This window comes from Streptomyces sp. NPDC057280 (genome assembly GCF_042668605.1).
In the GTDB taxonomy this organism is placed as follows: Bacteria; Actinomycetota; Actinomycetes; order Streptomycetales; family Streptomycetaceae; genus Streptomyces.
This window is the reverse complement of record NZ_JBHUYR010000002.1, coordinates 1,226,967-1,248,462: the sequence shown is the minus strand read 5'-3', so window position 1 is coordinate 1,248,462 and position 21,496 is coordinate 1,226,967. Positions and strand designations below refer to the sequence as shown.

Here is a 21,496-nt window from a genome sequence, read left to right as displayed (position 1 = left end):
ATCACGGCACAGACGGCAACGCGCGAACAGGGGCTCCGGTGGACATTGCGGGTGCGAGGCGGTCTCCGGCGGGACTGCTGGCGGCCTGGGGCCTGACACGGCTGCTGCTGCTCCTGTTCGTCCTGAAGGTGTACGTCTTCCCCGGCCCGGACGTCACGAGCGACGTGTCGGTGATCTACCAGGGCTGGTACGACGTGCTGCGCACCGGCACCTTCCCGCAGGACGACGTCACCTGGCAGTACCCGCCGGCCGCCGCGCTGGCGATCCTCTCCCCCGCGCTGCTGCCGTTCCTCCCGTACGCGACCGCGTTCTTCGTCCTCGCCTTCCTCGCCGACCTGGTGGTCTTCTCCCTGCTGCTGTACGCGGGCCTGCGCCCCGGCCGGAGCCTGCGCGGCGCCTGGGTGTGGGTGGTGGGCGTCCCGCTGCTCGGCCCGACCGTGTACGCCCGCTACGACGTGATGGTGACCGCCGTCGCCGTGGCCGCGCTGCTCGCGGGCGCCCGGCATCCGCGGGTGACGGGCGCCCTGATCGGCTTCGGGGCGATGCTCAAGGTGTGGCCGGTGCTGCTGCTGGTGGCCGCCCGCAGGCGCGGGGTCTGGATGTCGGCGGCGGTCACGGCGGCCGGGCTCGCGGCCCTGTTCGCGGTGACCATGCCCGGCTCCTTCGCGTTCCTGACCTTCCAGGCCGACCGGGGCACCGAGGTGGAGTCGCTGGGCTCGCTGGTCTTCCATGTGGCCCGGCAGTACGGCTGGGACGGCCAGGTGCTGCTGAACTACGGCTCGGTGGAATTCCTCGGCCCGTGGGTGAACGTCGTCAGCACCGCCGCGCTCGCCCTGACCGGCATCGCCTTCGGCTGGCTGCTGCTGTGGCGGCTGGTCGCGACCCGCTTCGAGGCGCACACCGCGGCGGACGCGGCGTTCGTGGCGGTGCTGCTGTTCACGACCACGAGCCGGGTGATCAGCCCGCAGTACATGGTGTGGCTGATCGGCCTCGCGGCGGTCTGCCTGTGCTTCCGGGCGAGCCGGATGACAGGACCCGCGCTGCTGGTCCTGGTGGCCTCCTTCGTGACGGTCCTGGAGTTCCCGGTCTACTTCGCCAACGTCGTCGCCAGCGACCGCCTCGGCGTCACCCTCCTCTTCCTCCGCAACGGCCTGCTCGTCGCCGCGACCGTACTGGCGGGCGTCCGGCTGTGGCGGGCCACGGTGACCGCGCCCGCCGAGGGCCGCGAGGAGCCTCAGCCGGCACGGGCCACGGAGGAGCCGTCGGAGACCTCGGTCACCTCCTGACGCCGGGACCGCCCGAGGACCACGCCCACCACCGCGCACTGCACCGCCATGGCCGACGCCATGGCGAGGCACACCCCGGGCAGCCCCAGCCCGGACAGCCCGTACGCCAACGGCAGTTGGACCGCCGTACCGAGCAGCGTCACCCTCAGCAGCACCGGCGCGCCCCCGCTCCCCTCGAAGACGCCGCCCAGCGCGATGAAGCAGGCCATCAGCAGCAGATAGGGCCCGGCGCAGCGCAGGAACAGCACCCCCTCGGCGGCGACGTCGCCCCCGGCGCCGAAGGCGGCCATGATCCAGGGCGCGGTCACGGCGAAGAGCACAGCGGCGGCCGCTCCGAAGGCGCCGGACACCACGACCGCCTCCCGCCCGATCGCCCGCCGCGCGTCCCGGCCCGCGCCCAGCAGATGCGCGGTGTGGATGGAGGCTGCCTGCCGGACCGCGTAGAAGCCCATGGTGGCCACGTACAGGACCTTGTACGCGATGGCGTACGCGGCCACGGCCGTCACTCCGACCCGCGCCACGATCCCGACCAGCACCAGCGTCCCGCCCTGCCGCACGGTGAAGTCGGCGGCCATGGGCAGCCCGGTGCGCAGGACCCTCCGGAGGGCGGCCATGAGCGGCCCGGTGCGCGGCACGCGCCGGAAGGCGATCCCGGGTCCGAAGGCGGTACGCAGCAGCGCGTTCCACCGCAGAGCCAGCAGTCCCGCCCCCAACGCCAAGCCCCGGCACAGCACCGTCGAGGCGGCGGCGCCCTGGACGCCGTAGAAGTGGATGAAGACCGGGTCGCAGACGAGGATCAGCCCGTTGGCGAGCAGCGCGAGCCGCATCGGCGTCCTGGTGTCCCCCGTACCCTTCAGGATCCCGTCGACCAGTTGCTGGGCGAAGAACACGGCGATGCCCGGCATCGATATCGCGAAGTACCCGACGGCGAGCGGCAGCGCCGCGCCCCCGCCGAGGACCAGCCGCGCCAGCGGCTCCCGCAGCAGATACCCGCCCGCCACGACCACCGGCGTGATCACCCCGAACACCGCCCAGCCCCCGCGCACGGCGGCCCGTACCGCCCCGGGGTCCCGGGCGCCCCTGGCATGCGCCACCAGCACGGTCGTGCCCGAGCCGAAGACGAGAGCGACCCCCAGCAGGACGTTCTCGGCATTGGTCGCCACGGCGACGGCCGCCACCGCCGGTCCGCCGAGCCGGGAGACCCAGACGGTGTTGATGATCCCGGCGGCCACGGAGGCGAGCAGCGAGAAGTAGACGGGACGGGCGAGCGCGACGAGCCGACGCCGATGACTGTCCATGACCACACCAACCCCCTCGAAACGAGCTACCTCGTTTCGAGGTAGCTCGATAAGAGGTACCATGGCGTCACGACGACCACAAGGAGGAATCGGCGTGCTGGAGCTGTCGATCCTGGGTTTCCTGGCCGAAGAGCCCTTGCACGGCTATGAGTTGAAGGAGCGCATCAAGGCGCTCAGCGGCCATGTCCGCCCGGTCAGCGACGGCGCGCTCTATCCGGCCATCACCCGGCTGATCAAGGCGGGCAAGCTCGACGAGCACACCGAGCCGGGCGCGAGCGCGGCCCCGCGGCGCATGCTCTCCCTCACCGACACGGGCCGCGCGGACCTCCTGGAGCGCCTGCGCCACCCCAAGCCGGTGGAGATCTCCGACCAGGTCCGCTTCAACACGGTCCTGACGTTCCTGCGCCACCTCCCGGACCGCCGCGAACAGGCCGCGGTGCTCCGCCGCCGCCTGGAGTTCCTCGACACGCCCACGAGCTTCTTCTACGACGAGGGCAGACCCGTGCGCGCGGAGGAGGCGGCGGACCTGTTCCGGGAGGGCATGCTGCGGGTCGCGCGGGCCACCGGAGAGGCGGAACGCACCTGGCTGGAGGAGGCCGTCGAGCGGCTCAGCCGAGCTGATCCCGCAGATAGTCCCGCCACCGGGCCGTGAAGTCGTCCAGGTCCGTGCCGAGCACGGTCTTCAGCGCGTCCTCGACCGCCCCGGCGCGCTGCTTGTGGGCGCCCACGGCCTGGTAGAACGCCCGCAGCCGGTCGGTGCCCCACCGGTCGGCGATCATCCGGCAGGCCAGCCAGCCGCTCTCGTAGGCCTCCGCCAGCTTCGTCGCGTCGCCGCTGAACCCGAAGTCCGCGTCCGCGGGCAGCGCCTTCGGCGCCCGCCCCTCGGTCACGGCCCGCCACAGCTCCGGCGCGGCCTGGACCGGCGACCGGCCGGAGCCGAGGTAACCGATCCAGTCCGCGTACCCCTCGGACAGCCACAGGGGTGTGGCGGCGGTGGTGTGGTCGCGGGTGGCGACATGGGTGGTCTCGTGGGTGAGCACGACCTGCTTGCCGACGCTGCCGAGGACGCTGTACGCGTCGGGGTTGACGATGATCCGGTCCGCGGGCGCGCGCGCCGGGGCGCCCGTCTCACCGGTGGTGACGGCGGCGATCCCGCGGTACGCGGAGGCGGGTGACCCCAGCAGCCCCGCCATGCCCTCCAGCGACGTCGGTACGAGCACGACGACGTGCCGGGTCCAGTCCGTGCCCCACTCCGCCGACACCGCCGGAACGGCACGGTCGGCGAGATCGGCGTAGGTGTGCAGCGCCGCGCTCGACCGCCCGACACCGAGGACGAGGCTGTGCCTGCCGCGGACGATGTCCACCTCGCCCTGGTCCCACAGCTGCTGGGCGGACTTCTTCGCGGGCTGTTCCCGGTCGACGTACCACTCGCCGCCCGCGTCCAGGCTGAGGGTGAGCGTGCGACCGACGGTCACGGGCGCGTTGTCGTAGCCCTGTATGCGGTACTTGAGCTCGACGTCCGCGGTGGCCTCGGCGCCGTCCTGGTGGAGCCCCGTCAACCGGTACGCCCACGCCGCGAACGGCACGCCCCGGGCGTTCTCGAACCAGTCCAGCGAGCCCGTCTGCATGAACGCCGCCCGGTCCCGGTCGAGCACGGCCGCCGACCGCTGGTCGAGCAGCTCCTGGACATCGGCCTTGGCGGTCCCGGTCCCCGGCTTTCCCCCACAGGCCACCAGGGAGACGAGCAGCAGACACAGCGCGAGTGTCCCGTGTCTCGACGCCCGCCTTCGACCAGCCATTTCACGATCGTACGGCGGGAGCGGCGCCAGGGTCAGAGGGCCGGGGCAGAGGGCCGGGTCACACCCGGGTGACCGTCGCGCCCGGCATCATGCCCACCGGGTCGTAGCGGACGGGGGCGCCGGGGTAGGGGGCGTGGATCACCTGGCCGTTGCCGACGTACATGCCGACATGGCTCGCGTCACCCCGGTAGGTGACCAGGTCACCGGGCTGCGCCTGGGAGAGCGGGACCTGCCGGCCCGCGTGGCGCTGGGCCTGCGAGGTGCGCGGCAGGGAGACGCCGGCATGCCGGTACGACCACACCATCAGGCCCGAGCAGTCGAAGCCGGAGGGGCCGGTCGCGCCCCAGACGTACGGCTTGCCGAGCGCGGCGCGGGCCGCGGCGACCGCGGCGGCGGCCCGGGCGTTGGGCGGCAGCGCGCCGCTGAGGTCGGGCATCTCGTCGCGGCCGGAGCGGGAGGCCCGGTCGTAGGCGGCGCGTTCCTCGGACGGCAGGGAGTTGAGCAGCCGGCGGGCCTGGGCGAGCTTCTTCTCGACCGTCTTCTTGTGGCTCGCGACGGCCTTGCGGCTCTTCTCCAGCTCGGCCAGCTGACCGGCCGCCTCCGCGCGCTCCTGGGCGAGTTTGCGCATCGCCGACTGGAGGTCCTTGAGCTCACCGGCCTGATGGGCGGTGATCCGGTCGAGGGCGGCGGCCTTGTCGAGGTAGTCGTCCGGGTCGTCGGAGAAGAGCAGGGCGAGGGACGGGTCGAGGCCGCCGGAGCGGTACTGGGCGCCGGCCAGCGAACCGAGCGTCTCCCGCATGGCGTTGATGCGGTCCTGCTGCCGGGCGATCCGGTCCTGCGCGGTGCCGACCTGCTTCTTCAGCGAGTCGGCGCGTTCGTCGGCCTTGTTGTAGGCCTCGGTCGCTTTCTCGGCCTCCTCGTAGAGGCGGTCCACCTCGGCACGGGTGTCGTCGTGCGGGGCGGCCGTGGCCGGTACGGCCCCGAGGGCCGCGGCGGTGGCGGTCAGGACGCAGAGCGCGGCGCTGGCGCCCCGGTCGAACCCGGACGAAGTCGATGCAAGGCGGCGATGGGACCTCACGAGGAGCCGCACCCCTTCCGCTGGCGGACAGGAAACGCGGCCGACAGTAGCCCCGCGACAAGGGCGCTTCCAAAGACCTCCACGGCCACACAACGTGACACCCCGCCACCGACGCAGGTCAGTGGCGGGGCACGGGGTCAGTTCACGTCGCCGCGATTCGCCCGAACGGGCGGCGGGTGTCGTGATCTTGAAGGTGATCCTGGAGGGTGATCAGATCCGGACGCCGAACTGGAACGGCATGTTGCCGATCGACTCGTAGCGCACGACCGTGCCGGTGCGCGGGGCGTGGATCACCTGGCCGTTGCCGGCATAGAGGCCGACGTGGTGCAGGTCGCCGTAGAAGATGACCAGGTCGCCGACCTTGAGCTGGCTCTGCGAGTAGATCTTCGTGCCGGCGTTGGCCTGGGCCTGGGAGGTGCGTGGGATGGAGACGCCGGCCTGGGCGTAGGCCCAGGAGGTCAGGCCCGAGCAGTCGTAGGAGGCGGTGCCCGTGGCGCCGTAGACGTAGGGCTTGCCGAGCTGGGACTGGGCGGCCCGGAAGGCGGCGGCGGCGAAGTTGGAGGCCGGCGGGGTGTCGCCGAGGTTCACGCGCTCGCTGGCGGAGCGGCTGGCGCGCGCGTCCTCGGCGGCGAGGGCGGCCTTCTCGGCGGCCGTCAACGTGTTGAGCAGCTTCTGCGCCTCGGCGAGCTTGCCCTGGACTTCCTTCTTCTTCTTGGCCAGTTCGGTCCGGGTGGAGGAGAGGTCCTTGAGCTTCTCGGAGGCCTCGGCACGCTCCTGCGCGAGCTCGCGCTGCTTCTCCTGGATCTTCTTCAGCGCCTCGACCTGCTGGGCGCTCAACTGGTCGGCCGTGGAGGCCTTGTCCAGGTAGTCGTCCGGGTTGGACGACAGGAAGAGCTGCAGGGAGGCGTCTATGGAGCCGGTGCGGTACTGGGCGGCGGCCGCGAGCCCCATGGAGTCGCGGAGCCCGTTGAGCTCCTCCTGGCCGCGGGCCACGGTGTCCTGGATGGCCGAGATCTCCTTCTGGAGCTTCTCCTGCTTCTCCTTGGCGCCGTTGAGCTTCTCGGTGGCCTGCTCGGCCTCCTCGTAGAGCTTGTCGACCTTGGACTTGACCTCGTCCTTGCTGGGCTTCTCGCTCGGTGCCGCGTTGGCGGCGTTGGCGCTCAGCGCGACGGCGGCGGCAGCAGCGGTGGTCAGCACGGTCACGCGCGTGCGGCTCGGCTGCTTGGGTCGACGGTGGGACGCCACGGAGGTGAGCTCCTTCTTGTGAGTGATCACCCGTTCGGAGGTTCGAGCCCAGACCCTAGTGACCTTCTTGTGATCAGTTCAAATCCTCACGCGAAAAAATCGGTCACGGACTGCATTCTTTACACACAACTCACGTGCGGTAATGCCCGTTTGACACTACGTTGCGTGACGATCCCGCCAATTCGGGCAATGAGCGCACAAGTTCGATGTTTAGGACAGGCGCTTCAAAAGCATCGCCGAAGCGACAGGCCTGGCCCCCGCCTTGGCCACCCCGTCGGCGACCTCGCGGTCGGTGGAGGCGACGATGACGGGCCGGCCCGGCGGCTCGGCGCGCACCAGCTGGCGGATCAGTTCGTCGGCCGTGACACCCGGCTTGGAGAACAGCACCCGCACCCCGCGCGGCGGCGCGAGCAGCACCGGCGCGGCCAGCTCGGCGCCGTCGAAGACACAGGTGACCTCCGCCCCGGTCTGCGCCGCGAGCTGCGAGAGCTGACCGAGCAGCCGCAGCCGCTGCTTCTCCAGCGGCATCTGCGGATAGCCGGTCTTGGTGACGTTGTAGCCGTCGACCACCAAGTGGGCCTGCGGCAGGGCCAGTAGCTGGTCCAGGATGGCCGGATCGTGCTCGGACAGGGCCCGCGCGGCGATGTCCTTCGGCGTCATTCGTCCCGGTTCGACCGCGTCGACGGTCTCCGCGGGCCGTACGGACACGGGCGGCAGGGCCAGCTCCCGGCGCAGCCCTTGAGCCGCGTCGAGCACGGTGTCCAGCAGCAGCCGCACCCGCATGTCCTCGACACTGCGTCCCTCCCGCGCCGCCCTGCGCGTCGCCTCCAGGGCCGCCTCGGCCTCGCTCAGCCGGGCCTTGAGCCGCCGCGTCTCGACCTCGGCGGCGGACACCTGCGTCTGCCCCTCGGCGCGCACGGCGTCCATCTCGCCCTGCAGCTTGCGCAGCGCCGCCTCGCCGCGCTTGACGTCACTGAGGGCGGCGCGCAGCTTGCGGTGAAGCGATTCGGCTTCCTTCTTCGCCGACTCCAGTTCGGTGCGCAGCCGCTCGGTCTCGGTCCGGGTCTGCTCCCGGGCCGCCACCAGTTCCTCGCGCAGCCGCTCCAGCTCGACGCGGCTCTCCTCGTCCGCGCGCTCGGCGTCGGCCCGCTGGGCCTCCTCGCCGGCCGCGGTCACGAGCTTCACCCAGCCCGTGGGGCGCAGAACATAGGCCGCGGCCGCCACGTCGAGCGGATCCGCGGCCGGGGGCGGCGAGCCGGTGTCGAGAGCGCCGGAGAGCTCCGGCTGGGCCTCTCTGAACTTCTCGCCGATCCGCTGCCGGAACAGCGGATCGGTCTCCAGCGCCGCCGCCATCGCGTTGCCGGCGAACTTGGCCCGCCGGTTCGGCGCGAACCGCGCGTACTGTCTGAGCTGTGCGGGCAGTTCACCTACGGTCAGGCCGCCGAAGCCGTCGGACACGATCTGTACGACACGACGGCGCACCCCGTCGGGCAGCGGACGGTCGAGCACCTCAGCGGCGCCGTCGCCCGGCCCCCCGCCTTGTGACTCCACCATCCGTCAACACCCCAACCTGTGTGCGGAGCCCGCTCCCTCAGGAGCCGGCGCCCGGCCTGTCCACGAGTTCCACCTGATCCACGGCGTTGCACCAGCGGCAGCGCACCGACTCGATGGTCTCACTGACCACCTCGCGCTCCTCGACCTTCGGCTCACCGGCCAGGTCGAGGTGGACGTACTCGACGACCTTCGACGAGCGGGTCACGTCGAACCGCGTGAGGTTGCCGCAGAGGGTGCAGCGCCACCGCGTCGAGGCGGTCGGCAGGGGAACCGTCATCGTGCCTGTGCTCTTTCCTGCTAGGTCTTCTACTGTCCGCGACACACCGGTCCCGGTGCGTGTGGCTCGTAACCCTACGGCCTGGCGGGTACTCGTCGCTCGGCCGTCCACATCGCCCACCCGGCGGCGAGGCGGTCTGTTCGGTTGCGTCCCGTTACGTCATGCTCTGTGTTCATGATCAGCAACTGGAGGGTGACGGTCCGTGGCGCGAGCAGGTCGTTGTGGGGGTCGGCACCGGTCACCTACGGCCTGATCACCCTGTGCTGTCTGCTGTTCCTGATCGGCCCGGCGGCCGGCCTGAATCCGGCCTACGGCACCGGCGACGAACTGCTGGCCGCCCAGCGGGCCTACTTCCACCGCTGGGGGGTGGTCCCCGCAGAACTGTTCGAAGGCTCGGCCCGCGCCGCCCTGACCCCCGCGACAGCCCTGTTCGTGCACGGCAGCTGGGTCCACCTCCTCGGCAACATGCTCTTCCTCTATGTCTTCGGAGTGCTGACCGAGGAACGGATGGGCCGCGTCCAGTTCACGCTGTTCTACGTCGGCTGCGGCTATCTGGCGCTGCTGGGGTACGCGGCGGCGAACTCCGACTCCGACCAGTCGCTGGTGGGAGCCTCCGGGGCGATCTCAGCCGTGCTCGGAGCGTTTCTCTACCTGTTCCCCGGGGCCAGGGTGACAAGCCTGCTGCCGTTCCTCTTCTTCCTCCCGCTGCGCTTCCCGGCCTGGGTGGTGCTGCCCTTCTGGGCAGCCCTGCAATGGCTGGCGGCGGGCCGGGCGCCGAACGGGCCCGGGGTGGCGTATCTGGCGCACCTGGTGGGCTTCGGCCTGGGCTTCGCCTTCGCGTGGGTGCGTTTCGGCCGTGCTACCAATGCGGCGCCAATCCGAAGCGGAGATCATACATAGAGGTTGCTTTTCTGCTCACTCCTATCTACTCTTGCTCGTCATGCACAGGAAATATCGGATTGGCGAGTTCGCCACCCGGATCGGACGGTCCGTTTCGACTGTTCGCCGTTGGGAGCGTGAGGGCCGGATCACGGTCAAGCGCTCCGCATCCGGGCAGCGATACTTCGACGACTCCGATGTGCTCGCCGCCCTGAATCCTGGCTTCGACGCCTCCCGCCGCTCCACCGTCGTGTACTGCCGAGTCTCCTCACCGGGCCAGAAGAGCGATCTGGAATCGCAAGTCAAGGCGATGGAACTCTTCTGCCTCGGCGCTGGCATCGCAGTGGATGAGTGGATCAGCGAGATCGACACCGGGATGAACCTGCACCGCCGAGAGTTCTGCCGTCTGATGGACCGAATCGAAGCCGGCGAGATCAGCCGACTGGTCATCGCCCACGAGGACCGCCTAGCCCGGTTCGGATTCGAGTTCATCGAGTACCTCGCCGACCGGCACGGCTGCGAGATCGTGTCCGCGAACAGCGAGCTACTGTCTCCGCGACAGGAGCTGACCGAAGACCTGCTGGTGATCATGCGCACCTTCTCTCGCCGCCTGCGGCTTCTGAACCGCTACGAGAAGGAGCTCAAGGCCGAACTTGGCGGCAGCCAATGAAGGTCACTCGCATCGCCTACAGCAAGAACCTCAACGCCTGTAAGTACGACCAACTCGTCAAGCAAGCCGAACGGCTCGGTCGAGTGCGCTCGCTCGTATGGCGCCGCTATGGCGCCCTCGCAGGTGTGGGGGTGTCCGACCGCACGATCCGCGACCAGTGGATGAAGGACGGCACCAGTGACACCTTCGGCGTACTGGCTAACTCGTGGAAGGAGACCGTGCGGGACGCAGTCGTCAGCATCAGGGCGACCCGCGAGGCAGCAAAAGTCAAGGTTCGGCAAGCTATCCGGCGCCACACCGCCGACCAGACGGAGCGGAAGCGCCTTTTCACAGCATTGAAACGCGACCAGTGGGCCAACGACCCGTACCTGGCCCGGCAGATGCGCCACCACTGGCGACGCGGCCAGAACCACACAATGAACCAAATTGTGGTTCGTTCCGACGACTACCGCACGTACGCCCTCGTAGAGGACGGCGACATCTGGCTCTCGGTGCCTGGGCTGGAGCGTCGCAGCGCAGTGAGGATCCCTCTGAACACCAGGGTTGCCCCCACTGGCACCTTGCGGCTCATCCTGCGAAACAACCGGGTCGAGGTGCACTACACCATCGACGACTGCACACTACGGTCCTCACAGCGACCGTGCGGCACAGCAAAGACGGGGCTGGACAAGGGGTACACAGAAGTCCTCACCGACTCCGAAGGCAGCCACTACGGGACCGCCCTCGGCGGGCTGCTCAGAGCCGAGTCGGACTTCCTCAAGACCAAGAACGCTCGCAGAGCCAAGATCCGCTTCATCGCAGAGAAAGCCCGCAAGTCGGGAGATACAGCGAAAGCTGAACGGATCGAAGCCAATAACCTAGGCACGGCCAAACGCAGCCACCGCCGCCGCTCGTTCGAAGCCCGTGTCCGGTCGGTCACCTTCACTGCGGTACATCAGGTCCTGGACAAAGCGCAGCAGATCGTCGCCGAGGACCTGACCCGCAGCTTCCCACCGCGGAAGAAGCTCGGCAAGGACACCAACCGCCGCCTCGCGATGTGGACCAAAGGCGTCACAGCTGAGGCACTCAACAGCGTGTCGGAGCGCAGAGGTTCTGCGCTGACGCTGGTCAACGCGGCCTACACTTCACAAGTCGCCCCCTGCTGCCGGATCCTCGGCACGCGCAAAGGGGACCGACTTCACTGCACTCAGTGCGGGGCAGTGTGGCAGGCAGACCACGCGGCAGCGATCAACGTCCTGGAACGAGACGGTGACCCCGACATCACCCTGCACACCTCGCATGCGCGGGTGAAGCAGATCATCCAGGAACGGGCCGATCGCCGACGGACCAGACTGCCGGTCCAGGACTCCAGCCTTTCGGGCGGAGAGCGAACCATCCGATCCGAGCGCCAATGCTCGAGGACAAGGAAGCAGAACCAGCCGTGATCACAGCAATCGTCCTGATCAAGACCAGTGTGGACCGGATCCCCGAGATCGCCGAGGAGATCGCCTCGCTGGACAGTGTGAGTGAGGTCTTCTCCGTCACCGGCACCTACGATCTAATCGCGATGGTCCGTGTCCGACGGCACGACGACCTCGCGGAAGTCATCCCCGGCAGCATCAGCAAGATCCAGGGCGTCGAGGCGACCGATACCCACGTCGCATTCCGCACATACTCCCAGCACGATCTTGAGGCGGCGTTCGCGATCGGGCTGGATTCCTGACCTGGATCAACCTCTTGACGAAGACGACTCAAGATCTTCACTGCAGTGGAGTGACGCACTACCCTTCGAACACCTGTTGTTGTTCCCGAGGAGGAGCTGTGCGCACGGTCTGGAAGTACGCAAGTCGAGCAGCCGCTGTTTCATGCCTGGTCGCCGGAGGACTCGTGCTGGCACCCCCGGCGCAAGCTGGGGACTTCGGATGCCCTGGCAGCCTAATCGAAAGCATCCCCGTCGTGACCAATGACAGCGGGTTCCGGTACGGCACTCTTCTCGTCTATTACAGCAGCGCGAACGGCGGCACAAACTGCGCCGTCACCTATAGGTCGCCGGGATTCAGCGGTAAGTCGAACATGGAGGCGGCTGTGGGGCGCTGCCGTGACAGTAGTACTGTTCCGCTCTGCTCCACAGACAAGTCCGACGTTGATAACGGGACGTATGGAACCTACGCAGGGCCGGTCTCAGTCACCCAAACCGCCGGCCACTGCATAGTGGCAAGTGGCTGGATAGAGGAACCGAGGACTGGCACTGACGGCTACGCCGACTTGACACGGTCTCATTGCGGATGATCGTCGGCAGCCCACGCCAGCTGGAGATCCACACGGTCATCAAACAGCCGGGACGCAGCGCCCCTCCTCGGTCCGATACTGCCACTTCGCACCGTTACTGACCAGTTCGCGCACCGCGTTCACGAACCGCTCCACGTGCTCGTCCGGCGTGCCCGCGCCGAAGCTGACGCGGATGGCGTTGAGGGACTTCTCGCCGGGCGCGGCCTCGGGGGCGCCGCACTCCCCCTGGATCTGCGGGTCGCTGCCGAGCAGGGTGCGGACGAGGGGGTGGGCGCAGAAGAGGCCGTCGCGGACGCCGATGCCGTACTCGGCGGAGAGCGCGGCGGCGAAGTGGGAGCTGTTCCAGCCCTCGACGACGAAGGAGATCACACCGACACGGGGGGCGTCGTCGCCGAAGAGGGAGAGGACGCGGACCTCGGGGACGTCCGCCAGGCCCTCCCGCACCTTCTCGATCAGGTGCTGCTCGCGGGCGACCAGGGTGTCGAAGCCGGCCTCGGTCAGCGCCTTGCAGGCCGAGGCGATGGAGTAGGCGCCGATGACGTTCGGGGAGCCGGCCTCGTGGCGGGCCGCGCTCTCGTGCCACTCCACGTCCACGCCGCCGTCCTCGCGCCGGGTGACCTTGCGGCTGGCGCCGCCGCCCGCGAGGTAGGGCTCGGCGGCGGTCAGCCAGTCGGCGCGGCCGGCGAGGACGCCGGAGCCGAAGGGGGCGTACAGCTTGTGGCCGGAGAAGGCGACCCAGTCGACGTCGAGGTCGGCGACGGACACCGCGTGGTGCGGGGCGAGCTGGGCGGCGTCGAGGACGATCCGGGCGCCGTGCGCATGGGCGGCGGCGGCCAGTTCGCGCACCGGCCACAGCTCGCCGGTGACGTTGGAGGCGCCGGTCACGCAGACCAGGGCGGGGCCGTACGGGTCGCGGTCGGCGAGGGCCTTCTCCAGGGTCTCCACGGCCTGCTGGTGGGTGCGGGGCGCGTTGAGGTAGGTGACGCGGGCGCCGCGCCAGGGCAGCAGGGAGGCGTGGTGCTCGGTCTCGAAGACGAAGACCTGGCAGTCGGCGGGCAGCGCGGCGGCGAGCAGGTTGAGGGAGTCGGTGGTGGACCGGGTGAAGACGACCTGGTCGCCCTCGCGGCAGCCCAGGAACTCGGCGACGGTCCTGCGGGCGTTCTCGAACAGGTCGGTCGACAGCTGCGAGAGGTACCCGGCACCACGGTGGACGCTGCCGTAGTAGGGCGCGTACGCCGCCACGTCGTCCCACACCCGCTGGAGGGCCGGCGCACTGGCGGCGTAGTCGAGGGCGGCGTAGGTGACCTCGCCACCGGTGACGAGCGGGACGGTGACATCTCGGCCGAGAACGGGCAGGGGGGCACAAATGGTCTGGGCGGCGGCAGCGGTGGAGACGGACATGGGGAACTCCCGTGAGAGGGCATGCCGAAGCAGGGCATGCGGTGAAGAGAAGAAGGGTGCGCGGAGGCGGGGCTCAGCAGCCCTATCGCATTCGCTTGCTCACGGAAGACTCCCTCGAAGGACCAGGACCCCTGGTTTCGAGAGGGGCCCGCGCTTGCCGTAGACCTCGCTGCCTACGGCCTGGTCTTCACCCGGGGCACCCCGCCACGGACGGAGGGTTGCCGGACAGTCGGCCGGGGCCTCATGACTGTCACTCATGACCTGGTACAGGAACGTACGCGATGTGATCGTCGGCCCGCAACCCGTGTCCGGATCGCGGGACGACGCACCACACGACTACCGGTTGCTGGCCGCCACCCAGCGGTCGAGGGTCTGCTTGGCGGCGCCCGAGTCGATCGACTCGGCGGCCTGGTCCATGCCGGCCCGCAGCTGCTCCGCCAGCGTCCCCGAGCCCGGCTCCAGGGCCACCAGAGCGGCCGCCGAGTTCAGCAGGACCGCGTCCCGGACGGGACCCGTCTCACCGTCGAGCAGCCGGCGCGCGACCTCCGCGTTGAACGCCGGGTCACCGCCGCGCAGCGCCTCCACCGGCACCAGCTCGATGCCGACGTCACGCGGGTCGAAGGCCTCCTCGGTGACCTTGCCGTCGCGGACGATCCACACCCGGGAGGTGGCCGTGGTCGTCAGCTCGTCGAGGCCGTCGTCGCCGCGGAACACCAGGGAGGAGTTGCCGCGCTCGGCGAACACCCCGGCGACGATCGGCGCCATCAGCGGATCGGCGACACCCACCGCCTGCGCCTTGACCTTCGCCGGGTTGGTCAGCGGGCCGAGGGCGTTGAACACCGTGCGGATGCCCAACTGGCCGCGGGCGGCGCCCGCGTGACGCAGCGCCGGGTGGAACTTGATGGCGAAGCAGAAGGTGATGCCGGCCTCCTCGGCGACCTCGGCCACCCGCTTCGGGGTGAGGTCGAGGTTGACGCCCAGCTTCTCCAGCACGTCCGAGGAACCCGACGCCGACGAGGCCGCGCGGTTGCCGTGCTTGACGACCTTCGCTCCGGTGCCGGCCACCACGAGGGAGGACATCGTGGAGATGTTCACCGTCTTGGCGCCGTCGCCACCGGTGCCGACGATGTCGACGGTCCGCCCGGACACCTCGATCACGTTGGCGTGCTCGTACATCGCCTGGACGAGGCCGGTGATCTCCTCGACCGTCTCGCCCTTGGCCCGCAGGGCCACCACGAACCCGGCGATCTGCGCGTCGGTCGCCTCACCGCGCATGATCTTGTCCATCGCCCAGGCGGTGGCGTCGGCGCTCTGGTCCTGCCCGTACAGCAGGGCGTTCAGCACCCCGGGCCAGGAACGGCCCGCCGCGGTGTCGCCTCCAGCGGGGGTCACAGCGCTCATAAGGCCGCTCCTGGGTGTCGTAGGACCTGCTTCAACAGATGTTTGACCCCCACCCTATCCAGCTCAGGACACGGCGAAGGGCCCCCGTCCGAAGACCGGACGGGGGCCCTTCAGTGCGCGTGGCGAGCGCAGCGATCAGTGGTGGCCGTGGCCGCTCGTGATCTCCTTGTACTCCTCGACGGTGGGCTTGGCGATCTGCGACTCCTCGCCGAAGTACGCCTCGCTCAGCTTGGCGCGCAGCTTCTCGGAGCCCTTCACCTTGCGCTCGACGCCGTTCTCGTCGACCGTCGGGCCGATCTCGGCCGGCTTGTACTGCTCGTGCGCGGTGAGCGTGTGCAGCGCGTCCTGGCTGAGCGGCTCGTGCACCTCGATGAACTCACCGTGCGGCAGGCGCTTGATGATGCCGGACTCGCGGCCGTGCAGCACCTTGTCCTTGTCGCGGCGCTGGAGGCCGAGGCAGATCCGCTTGGTGACGATGAACGCGAGCACCGGCGCGACGAAGAACGCCACACGGACGAACCAGGTGATCGAGTTGATCGACAGGTGGAAGTGGGTGGCCCACAGGTCGTTTCCACCACCGACGAGCAGCACCATGTACCAGGTGATCCACGCGACGCCGAACGCCGTGCGGGTCGGGGCGTTGCGCGGGCGGTCCAGGATGTGGTGCTCGCGGCGGTCGCCGGTGACCCAGGCCTCGATGAACGGGTAGACCGCGATCGCGACGAGGACCAGCGGGAAGATCACCAGCGGGATGAACACGCCCAGGACGAGCGTGTGGCCCCAGAAGTTGATCTCCCAGCCCGGCATGACACGGATCAGGCCCTCGGAGAAGCCCATGTACCAGTCGGGCTGGGCGCCCGTGGACACCTGGTCCGGACGGTACGGGCCCATGGACCAGATCGGGTTGATCGAGGCGATGGCCGCGATGGCCGCGATGACACCGAAGACCAGGAAGAAGAAGCCTCCGGCCTTGGCGGTGTACACCGGGAACAGCGGCATGCCGACGACGTTGTTGTTGTTCTTGCCGGGGCCCGCGTACTGCGTGTGCTTGTGGACGAACACCAGGATCAGGTGGGCCACCACGAGGCCGAGCATGATGCCCGGCAGCAGCAGGACGTGGATCGAGTAGAAGCGGGCCACGAAGTCGCCGCCCGGGAACTCGCCGCCGAACAGGAAGAACGACAGGTACGTGCCGACGATCGGCACGGACAGGATCGCGCCCTCCATGAAGCGGACACCGGTGCCGGAGAGCAGGTCGTCCGGGAGCGAGTAACCGGTGAAGCCGGTGAACATGCCCAGGACGAACAGCAGGAAGCCGAACAGCCAGTTGACCTCACGCGGCTTGCGGAACGCACCGGTGAAGAACACGCGCATCATGTGCACGAACATGCCGGCGAGGAAGATCAGCGCCGCCCAGTGGTGGATCTGCCGGATCAGCAGACCACCGCGCACATCGAAGGAGATGTGCATGGTCGAGTTGAACGCCTCGGACATCAGCTGTCCCTGCAGCGGGACGTAGCTGCCGTGGTACTCCACCTCGTTCATCGACGGGTGGAAGAACAGCGTCAGGTACACACCCGTGAGGATGATGATGATGAAGCTGTAGAGGCAGATCTCACCCAGCATGAACGACCAGTGGTCGGGGAAGATCTTGCGCAGGTTGGCCTTGGCCAGGGAGTAGATCCCGAGCCGGCCGTCAGCCCAGTCGGCGAGCTTCTCGCCGGCCGGGGCCTTCCCGCGGGGGCGGGAGGACTCGTTGTTCTCGTTGGTGCTCATCCGCGCTCCCAGAAAGCAGGACCGACGGGCTCCTCGAAGTCGCCGAGCGCCTCGAGGTAACCCTCCTCGTTCACACCGATGCGCAGCTGCGGCAGGGCGTGACCAGCGGGGCCGAAGATCACCCGGGCACCGTCGGAGAGGTCGAAGGTGGACTGGTGGCACGGGCACAGCACGTGGTGCGTCTGCTGCTCGTACAGGGAGATCGGGCAACCGACGTGGGTGCAGATCTTCGAGTACGCCACGATGCCGTCGTGCGACCACTCGAGCTCGCGCTTGTCCTTGATGTTGTCCGGCTGGATCCGGACGATCATCAGGGCGGCCTTGGCGATCTCGGTCTGGAACTCCTCGTCGTGCTCCTCCAGGCCCTCGGGCTTGGCGAAGGTGAGCGAACCGACCGCGACGTCCTCGGGACGCAGCGGCTCGTTCGTGTTCATGTTGACGAGCTGGAGGCCCTTGCGCCACATGGTGTGCCGCAGCTTGGTGCCGGGCAGCGGGCCGAGGTCGCGCAGCAGCACGACACCGGCGAGCGGCACCAGGGTGAGCGCGCCGAGCATGGTGTTGCGGATCAGCTTGCGACGGCCGATCACGGACTCCTTGGTGCCCTGCTTGAAGTCCTCCATGACCTTCGCGCGGACCTCGGGAGGCGCCTCGATCGGGTGACGCTCGTCGACCATCTCCACGTCGGACATCAGGGTGCGGGCCCAGTGGACCGCGCCCGCGCCGATCGAGAAGAGGGCGACGCCGAGGGTCAGGCCGAGCGAGAAGTTCAGCGCGTTGATGTGCCCGATCGGGAAGACGTAGATCGCCTTGTCGTGCGGGACGCCGACGTACGCCGCGATGAAGCCGATCGTGGCCAGCATCGACAGCGTGAACAGCATGGCCACCACACGCTCGGACCGCTTGGCGGCCCGCTCGTCGATGTCCTGGACCCGGTGCTCGTGCGGCGGCAGGCCGGGGTCGGCGAAGGGGTCCTTGTCGTCCGCGACGCCTACCGCGCCGTGGGCGTCCTGCTCTGCGGGCAGGTTCTCTTCTGGAATGTCTTGGCTACTCATGACTTCTTGGCCTTTGCGGTCCGAGCGGCGAGCCAGACGGCGATCGCGATCAGGCCACCGAGTCCGAACACCCACGCGAAGAGACCCTCGCTGACCGGACCGAGGCCGCCCAGCTCGAGGCCACCGGGGCTCTCGGTGTCGTCACCGTTGACCGCGTCGAGGTACGCGATGATGTCCTTCTTGTTCTGCTCCGACAGCGTGGTGTCGGGGAACGACGGCATGTTCTGCGGGCCGGTCTGCATGGCCTCGTAGATGTGCTTCGGGTCGACACCCTCGAGGCTCGGCGCGAACTTGCCGTGCGTCAGCGCACCGCCCTTGCCGGTGAAGTTGTGGCACTGCGCGCAGTTGGTGCGGAACAGCTCGCCACCCTTGGCGATGTCCGCGCCCTCCGGGCTGTACTGGTTCTTCGTCGGGACGACCGGACCGGCGCCCAGCGAGGAGATGTACGCGGCGAGCTGGTCGATCTCGGCCTGCGTGTAGATGACCTTCTTGCGCGGGACCTGGGCGCCCGGCTGCTGGGCCGGCATACGGCCGGTGCCGACCTGGAAGTCCACGGCCGCGGAGCCGACACCCACGAGGCTCGGCCCGTCGGTGGTGCCCTGAGCACCGGTGCCGTGGCAGCTGGCGCAGCCCACGGCGTAGAGCTTCTTGCCCTCCTCGATGGTGAGGGACTGGGCGGTTTCATCGGCCTGCGCCTTGTCCGCGGGCGCGAACGCGGCGTACAGCCCCCCAGTGGCCGCCAGCGCGAGGAGTAGGACGACGAGCGCCGCCAGCGGATGGCGTCGTCGTGCGGAGAGCTTTTTCACGGATTACCCCGGTGTCAGGATCTTCTGCGTCGATGCTTCTGGAAGTGCGCTTCTCGTGGAAGCGCTCGGGAACGGGCCCCGACTACTTGATCATGTAGATCGTGGCGAAGAGGCCGATCCAGACGACATCGACGAAGTGCCAGTAGTAGGACACGACGATGGCGGCCGTCGCCTGCTCGTGAGTGAACCTCTTCGCCGCGTAGGTGCGGCCGAGGACCAGCAGGAAGGCGATGAGACCGCCCGTCACGTGCAGGCCGTGGAAGCCGGTGGTCAGGTAGAAGACCGAGCCGTACGGGTCGGAGGAGAGCGAGAGCCCGTCCTTCTTGACCAGCTCGGTGTACTCGAAGACCTGACCGCCGATGAAGATCGCACCCATGATGAAGGTGACGATGAACCAGCCCCGGAGCTTCTTCACGTCACCGCGCTCGGCGGCGAACACGCCGAGCTGGCAGGTGAGGGAGGAGAGCACCAGGATCGTGGTGTTGGTGGCCGAGAACGGGAAGTTCAGGCTCTCGGCCATTTCCTTCCAGTGATCAGGACCCGTCACCGATCGCAGGGTGAAGTACATCGCGAAGAGGGCCGCGAAGAACATCAGCTCGGAACTCAGCCAGATGATGGTTCCGACGCTGGTGAGGTTCGGCCGATTGACCGACGGGTGCGCGTGCCCGGTTTCTACTGTCGTTGCTGTCGCCACGACCGACATTATGTCGGTCGCTTATCCCGCCCTCACTCCGGGGGGTGCCGTTCGGAGTGTTCGCACCGTGTGTACTGCCCGGATGGCCCATCGCAGGCATGTTCCAGCGGGTGTTGACGCGCTGTTCAAGGGAGTAGCATCCGCGGCAACTGTTCTGTCCGTACGACGCTGATGTCACGGAGGAAGCATGCAGGCGACCGCCACGGTGCTGGTCTACAGCGACGACGCCAACACCCGCGAGCAGGTACGGCTCGCGACCGGCCGGCGGCCGGCTCCGGACGTCCCGGTGGTCGAGTTCGTGGAGTGCGCCACGCCTGCGGCGGTGCTCAAGGAGCTGGACCGGGGCGGGATCGACGTCTGTGTGCTGGACGGCGAGGCCGTACCGATGGGCGGCATGGGGCTGTGCCGCCAGATCAAGGACGAGGTCTTCAACTCCCCGCCGGTGCTGCTGCTGATCGGCCGCCCGCAGGACGCCTGGCTGGCCACCTGGAGCCGCGCCGAGAGCGCTGTGACGCACCCGGTGGACCCGGTGGAGTTCGCCTCGGCACTGGCCTCCCTGCTGCGCCAGAAGCGGGCCCTGAGCGCCTGAAGGGGCCTGGGCGGCGGGATGGTCCAGGAGCCTCAGGGGAAGCCTGAGAAGCGGCCTCTAGACGCTCTCCGGCCGCAGTCGGGCCCGCTGCTCGGCGCTGGGGGCCTCAGGGGTGCCGGCGGTCAGGGCGCTGCCCTTGCGCCACTTGTTCCACTTGAGGTTCCAGTCGCCGAAGCCGTTGCCGAAGGTCTCCATGGTGTCGCCGTTCGAGTTGACGACCTTCACCACGTCTCCCTCGTGGACGGTGTCGAAGAACCACTCGGCGTTGCCGGTGCTCATGCCGGTGCAGCCGTGGCTGACGTTCTCGTAGCCCTGGGAGCCGACCGACCAGGGGGCGGCGTGCACGTACTCGCCGCTCCAGGTGACCCGGGTCGCGTAGTAGACCGGCAGGTCGTACGACTCGGACGAGCCCTCGGCGATGCCGATGCTGGTGCCGCGCATCCGTACGAAGTACTCCTTGCCGAGGACGACCTTGACGCCGTTGCGGGTGTCGAAGCCGGGCTTGCCGGTGGTGACCGGGAGCTCCTTGATCACCTCGCCGTTCTTGTAGACCGTCATGCTGTGTGACGAGGCGTCCGTCACCGCGATGATGCGGTCCCCGGTGGTCAGCCTGAGGGGCTTCGTCCGACCGCCCCACAAGCGGTCGCTGATCTTCACTCCGTCCAGGTTGCTGCGGACCTGGATCGTGGCGTGGGCGGGCCAGTACTCCTTGGGGCGGTAGTGGAGTTCCTTGTCGTCCACCCAGTACCAGGCGCCCTCTGTGGCGGGCATCGAGTCGACCTTGAGGGCGCGCTCGACGACGGCCCGCTGTGCCTTGTCCTTGACGGGCTTGTTCAGCTTGGCCGTGATGGGCTGGCCAACGCCGTACTTGCCCGCCTTGGGGCCGAAGGTGACCTTCAGGCGCTTCTTGGTGGTGGGCTTGCCGGTGTCGAAGGCGAGGACCCGGCGGCCGGGCGCCCCGTCCTCGTCCTCGGTGCTCACCCGGACCGTGTAGTGGGCGCTGGCGGCCAGCGGGGTGGTGCTGTGCCACCGGGTGCCGTCGGCGGACAGTTCGCCCGCCACATGGCGTCCCGTGGCGTCCATGGCCGTGACGTCGGTGATGCGCCCGTCGTCGTCCTCGGCGGTGACCTCCAGGGGCTTGTCCGGGTCGGCCTTCTTGCCGTCGCCGGAGGGGCCGTTGAAGGAGATCTGGTCCGCCGCGTCGTACGGCGCCGCCGACAGCGGGTTGCCGTCGCTGCTGCAGGCGGTGGCGCCCGCGGTGACGGCGAGCACCAGCAAGGTGCAGGAGAGAACGGTGCGCGTGCGCGGAGTGTGGCTCATGTACTTCACGCTAGGAACGTTCGTCAGCAGCGGCGCGGCGAGTAACTCGTACGAGGGACGGATACTGCTGCATCCGGCCATCGGGGCTGCTGCAAGGCTGCTG

General features: G+C 68.9%; 20 protein-coding genes and 1 riboswitch. Of the genes, 7 read left to right on the top strand and 13 right to left on the bottom strand.

Annotated features, from left to right (window positions below; all coding sequences use genetic code 11):
• The first annotated feature begins 38 nt into the window (after positions 1–38).
• Positions 39–1,286, top strand: coding sequence for a glycosyltransferase 87 family protein (locus ACFUO4_RS16170; protein WP_383484753.1), 1,248 nt, complete (start codon positions 39–41; stop codon positions 1,284–1,286).
• Here ACFUO4_RS16170 and ACFUO4_RS16165 read toward each other — a convergent pair.
• Entirely contained in the window at positions 1,235–2,584 is a 1,350-nt protein-coding gene (locus ACFUO4_RS16165; RefSeq protein ID WP_383484750.1) for an MATE family efflux transporter, read from the bottom strand. The two genes, ACFUO4_RS16170 and ACFUO4_RS16165, sit on opposite strands and share 52 nt — an antisense overlap.
• A gap of 94 nt (positions 2,585–2,678) precedes the next feature.
• Here ACFUO4_RS16165 and ACFUO4_RS16160 point away from each other — a divergent pair, with 94 nt between their 5' ends.
• The gene (locus ACFUO4_RS16160) at positions 2,679–3,236 is read left to right on the top strand and encodes a PadR family transcriptional regulator (protein ID WP_079308710.1); all 558 of its coding nucleotides are present in this window, start codon (positions 2,679–2,681) and stop codon (positions 3,234–3,236) included.
• On the opposite strand, the gene ACFUO4_RS16155 is transcribed toward ACFUO4_RS16160, so the two are convergent.
• The 5 genes from ACFUO4_RS16155 to ACFUO4_RS16135 all read right to left on the bottom strand — a co-directional run bounded on the left by ACFUO4_RS16155 (position 3,193) and on the right by ACFUO4_RS16135 (position 8,537).
• On the bottom strand, positions 3,193–4,383 hold the full coding sequence (locus ACFUO4_RS16155) for a hypothetical protein (RefSeq protein ID WP_383484746.1): 1,191 nt from the start codon (positions 4,381–4,383) through the stop codon (positions 3,193–3,195). The two genes, ACFUO4_RS16160 and ACFUO4_RS16155, sit on opposite strands and share 44 nt — an antisense overlap.
• A 58-nt stretch (positions 4,384–4,441) precedes the next feature.
• Entirely contained in the window at positions 4,442–5,461 is a 1,020-nt protein-coding gene (locus ACFUO4_RS16150; protein WP_383484744.1) for an NlpC/P60 family protein, read from the bottom strand.
• Between the two features lie 210 nt (positions 5,462–5,671).
• Positions 5,672–6,706 (bottom strand): NlpC/P60 family protein, encoded by a 1,035-nt coding sequence (locus ACFUO4_RS16145; RefSeq protein WP_383485730.1) that lies wholly within the window; start codon positions 6,704–6,706, stop codon positions 5,672–5,674.
• A gap of 210 nt (positions 6,707–6,916) precedes the next feature.
• The gene (locus tag ACFUO4_RS16140) at positions 6,917–8,260 is read right to left on the bottom strand and encodes an NYN domain-containing protein (RefSeq protein ID WP_079308711.1); all 1,344 of its coding nucleotides are present in this window, start codon (positions 8,258–8,260) and stop codon (positions 6,917–6,919) included.
• A gap of 37 nt (positions 8,261–8,297) precedes the next feature.
• Positions 8,298–8,537 carry a hypothetical protein gene (locus tag ACFUO4_RS16135; protein ID WP_037719539.1) on the bottom strand — a complete coding sequence of 80 codons (240 nt, stop codon included), beginning with the start codon at positions 8,535–8,537 and terminating at the stop codon, positions 8,298–8,300.
• Between the two features lie 174 nt (positions 8,538–8,711).
• On the opposite strand from ACFUO4_RS16135, the gene ACFUO4_RS16130 reads away from it, so the two are divergent.
• The 4 genes from ACFUO4_RS16130 to ACFUO4_RS16115 are packed head-to-tail and all read left to right on the top strand — an operon-like array spanning position 8,712 to position 11,788.
• Positions 8,712–9,437 carry a rhomboid family intramembrane serine protease gene (locus ACFUO4_RS16130; RefSeq protein ID WP_079308735.1) on the top strand — a complete coding sequence of 242 codons (726 nt, stop codon included), beginning with the start codon at positions 8,712–8,714 and terminating at the stop codon, positions 9,435–9,437.
• A gap of 40 nt (positions 9,438–9,477) precedes the next feature.
• On the top strand, positions 9,478–10,086 hold the full coding sequence (locus ACFUO4_RS16125) for an IS607 family transposase (protein WP_079308736.1): 609 nt from the start codon (positions 9,478–9,480) through the stop codon (positions 10,084–10,086).
• A complete protein-coding gene (locus ACFUO4_RS16120; RefSeq protein ID WP_128112096.1) occupies positions 10,083–11,510 on the top strand; it encodes a zinc ribbon domain-containing protein in 1,428 nt (475 codons plus the stop codon). The genes ACFUO4_RS16125 and ACFUO4_RS16120 overlap by 4 nt, the downstream gene beginning before the upstream one ends.
• Positions 11,507–11,788, top strand: a complete 282-nt coding sequence (locus tag ACFUO4_RS16115) for an Lrp/AsnC family transcriptional regulator (protein ID WP_079308737.1) — start codon at positions 11,507–11,509, stop codon at positions 11,786–11,788. The genes ACFUO4_RS16120 and ACFUO4_RS16115 overlap by 4 nt, the downstream gene beginning before the upstream one ends.
• Before the next feature lie 605 nt (positions 11,789–12,393).
• On the opposite strand, the gene ACFUO4_RS16110 is transcribed toward ACFUO4_RS16115, so the two are convergent.
• From ACFUO4_RS16110 to ACFUO4_RS16085, 6 genes are all read right to left on the bottom strand, one after another.
• A complete protein-coding gene (locus tag ACFUO4_RS16110) occupies positions 12,394–13,755 on the bottom strand; it encodes an aminotransferase class V-fold PLP-dependent enzyme (RefSeq protein ID WP_383484736.1) in 1,362 nt (453 codons plus the stop codon).
• Between the two features lie 145 nt (positions 13,756–13,900).
• A riboswitch (SAM riboswitch) is annotated at positions 13,901–14,017 on the bottom strand.
• Positions 14,018–14,091: 74 nt separating this feature from the next.
• Positions 14,092–15,156, bottom strand: coding sequence for an anthranilate phosphoribosyltransferase (gene trpD, locus ACFUO4_RS16105; RefSeq protein ID WP_383484733.1), 1,065 nt, complete (start codon positions 15,154–15,156; stop codon positions 14,092–14,094).
• A 135-nt stretch (positions 15,157–15,291) separates the two neighbouring features.
• The gene (locus ACFUO4_RS16100) at positions 15,292–16,932 is read right to left on the bottom strand and encodes a cytochrome bc complex cytochrome b subunit (protein ID WP_079308712.1); all 1,641 of its coding nucleotides are present in this window, start codon (positions 16,930–16,932) and stop codon (positions 15,292–15,294) included.
• Positions 16,929–17,984: a ubiquinol-cytochrome c reductase iron-sulfur subunit gene (locus ACFUO4_RS16095; RefSeq protein WP_079308713.1), complete on the bottom strand. Its 1,056-nt coding sequence runs from the start codon at positions 17,982–17,984 to the stop codon at positions 16,929–16,931. Before ACFUO4_RS16095 ends, ACFUO4_RS16100 begins: the two co-directional genes overlap by 4 nt.
• Positions 17,981–18,790 carry a c-type cytochrome gene (locus ACFUO4_RS16090; protein WP_079308714.1) on the bottom strand — a complete coding sequence of 270 codons (810 nt, stop codon included), beginning with the start codon at positions 18,788–18,790 and terminating at the stop codon, positions 17,981–17,983. Before ACFUO4_RS16090 ends, ACFUO4_RS16095 begins: the two co-directional genes overlap by 4 nt.
• Positions 18,791–18,872: 82 nt before the next feature.
• Positions 18,873–19,493, bottom strand: coding sequence for a heme-copper oxidase subunit III (locus ACFUO4_RS16085; RefSeq protein WP_079308715.1), 621 nt, complete (start codon positions 19,491–19,493; stop codon positions 18,873–18,875).
• 178 nt (positions 19,494–19,671) lie between these two features.
• Here ACFUO4_RS16085 and ACFUO4_RS16080 point away from each other — a divergent pair, with 178 nt between their 5' ends.
• Positions 19,672–20,073, top strand: coding sequence for a hypothetical protein (locus tag ACFUO4_RS16080; protein ID WP_059197597.1), 402 nt, complete (start codon positions 19,672–19,674; stop codon positions 20,071–20,073).
• A gap of 57 nt (positions 20,074–20,130) precedes the next feature.
• On the opposite strand, the gene ACFUO4_RS16075 is transcribed toward ACFUO4_RS16080, so the two are convergent.
• Positions 20,131–21,393 (bottom strand): Ig-like domain-containing protein, encoded by a 1,263-nt coding sequence (locus ACFUO4_RS16075; RefSeq protein ID WP_079308738.1) that lies wholly within the window; start codon positions 21,391–21,393, stop codon positions 20,131–20,133.
• Positions 21,394–21,496: the final 103 nt, after the last annotated feature.

Excerpts from the sequence above, each read along its gene's own strand:
- ACFUO4_RS16165 (WP_383484750.1), bottom strand. The coding sequence starts at position 2,584 with ATGGACAGTCATCGGCGTCGGCTCGTCGCGCTCGCCCGTCCCGTCTAC.
- ACFUO4_RS16155 (WP_383484746.1), bottom strand. The coding sequence starts at position 4,383 with ATGGCTGGTCGAAGGCGGGCGTCGAGACACGGGACACTCGCGCTGTGT.
- ACFUO4_RS16140 (WP_079308711.1), bottom strand. The coding sequence starts at position 8,260 with ATGGTGGAGTCACAAGGCGGGGGGCCGGGCGACGGCGCCGCTGAGGTG.
- ACFUO4_RS16135 (WP_037719539.1), bottom strand. The coding sequence starts at position 8,537 with ATGACGGTTCCCCTGCCGACCGCCTCGACGCGGTGGCGCTGCACCCTC.
- ACFUO4_RS16130 (WP_079308735.1), top strand. The coding sequence starts at position 8,712 with ATGATCAGCAACTGGAGGGTGACGGTCCGTGGCGCGAGCAGGTCGTTG.
- ACFUO4_RS16125 (WP_079308736.1), top strand. The coding sequence starts at position 9,478 with ATGCACAGGAAATATCGGATTGGCGAGTTCGCCACCCGGATCGGACGG.
- ACFUO4_RS16120 (WP_128112096.1), top strand. The coding sequence starts at position 10,083 with ATGAAGGTCACTCGCATCGCCTACAGCAAGAACCTCAACGCCTGTAAG.
- ACFUO4_RS16110 (WP_383484736.1), bottom strand. The coding sequence starts at position 13,755 with ATGTCCGTCTCCACCGCTGCCGCCGCCCAGACCATTTGTGCCCCCCTG.
- trpD (WP_383484733.1), bottom strand. The coding sequence starts at position 15,156 with ATGAGCGCTGTGACCCCCGCTGGAGGCGACACCGCGGCGGGCCGTTCC.
- ACFUO4_RS16100 (WP_079308712.1), bottom strand. The coding sequence starts at position 16,932 with ATGAGCACCAACGAGAACAACGAGTCCTCCCGCCCCCGCGGGAAGGCC.
- ACFUO4_RS16095 (WP_079308713.1), bottom strand. The coding sequence starts at position 17,984 with ATGAGTAGCCAAGACATTCCAGAAGAGAACCTGCCCGCAGAGCAGGAC.
- ACFUO4_RS16085 (WP_079308715.1), bottom strand. The coding sequence starts at position 19,493 with ATGTCGGTCGTGGCGACAGCAACGACAGTAGAAACCGGGCACGCGCAC.
- ACFUO4_RS16080 (WP_059197597.1), top strand. The coding sequence starts at position 19,672 with ATGCAGGCGACCGCCACGGTGCTGGTCTACAGCGACGACGCCAACACC.
- ACFUO4_RS16075 (WP_079308738.1), bottom strand. The coding sequence starts at position 21,393 with ATGAGCCACACTCCGCGCACGCGCACCGTTCTCTCCTGCACCTTGCTG.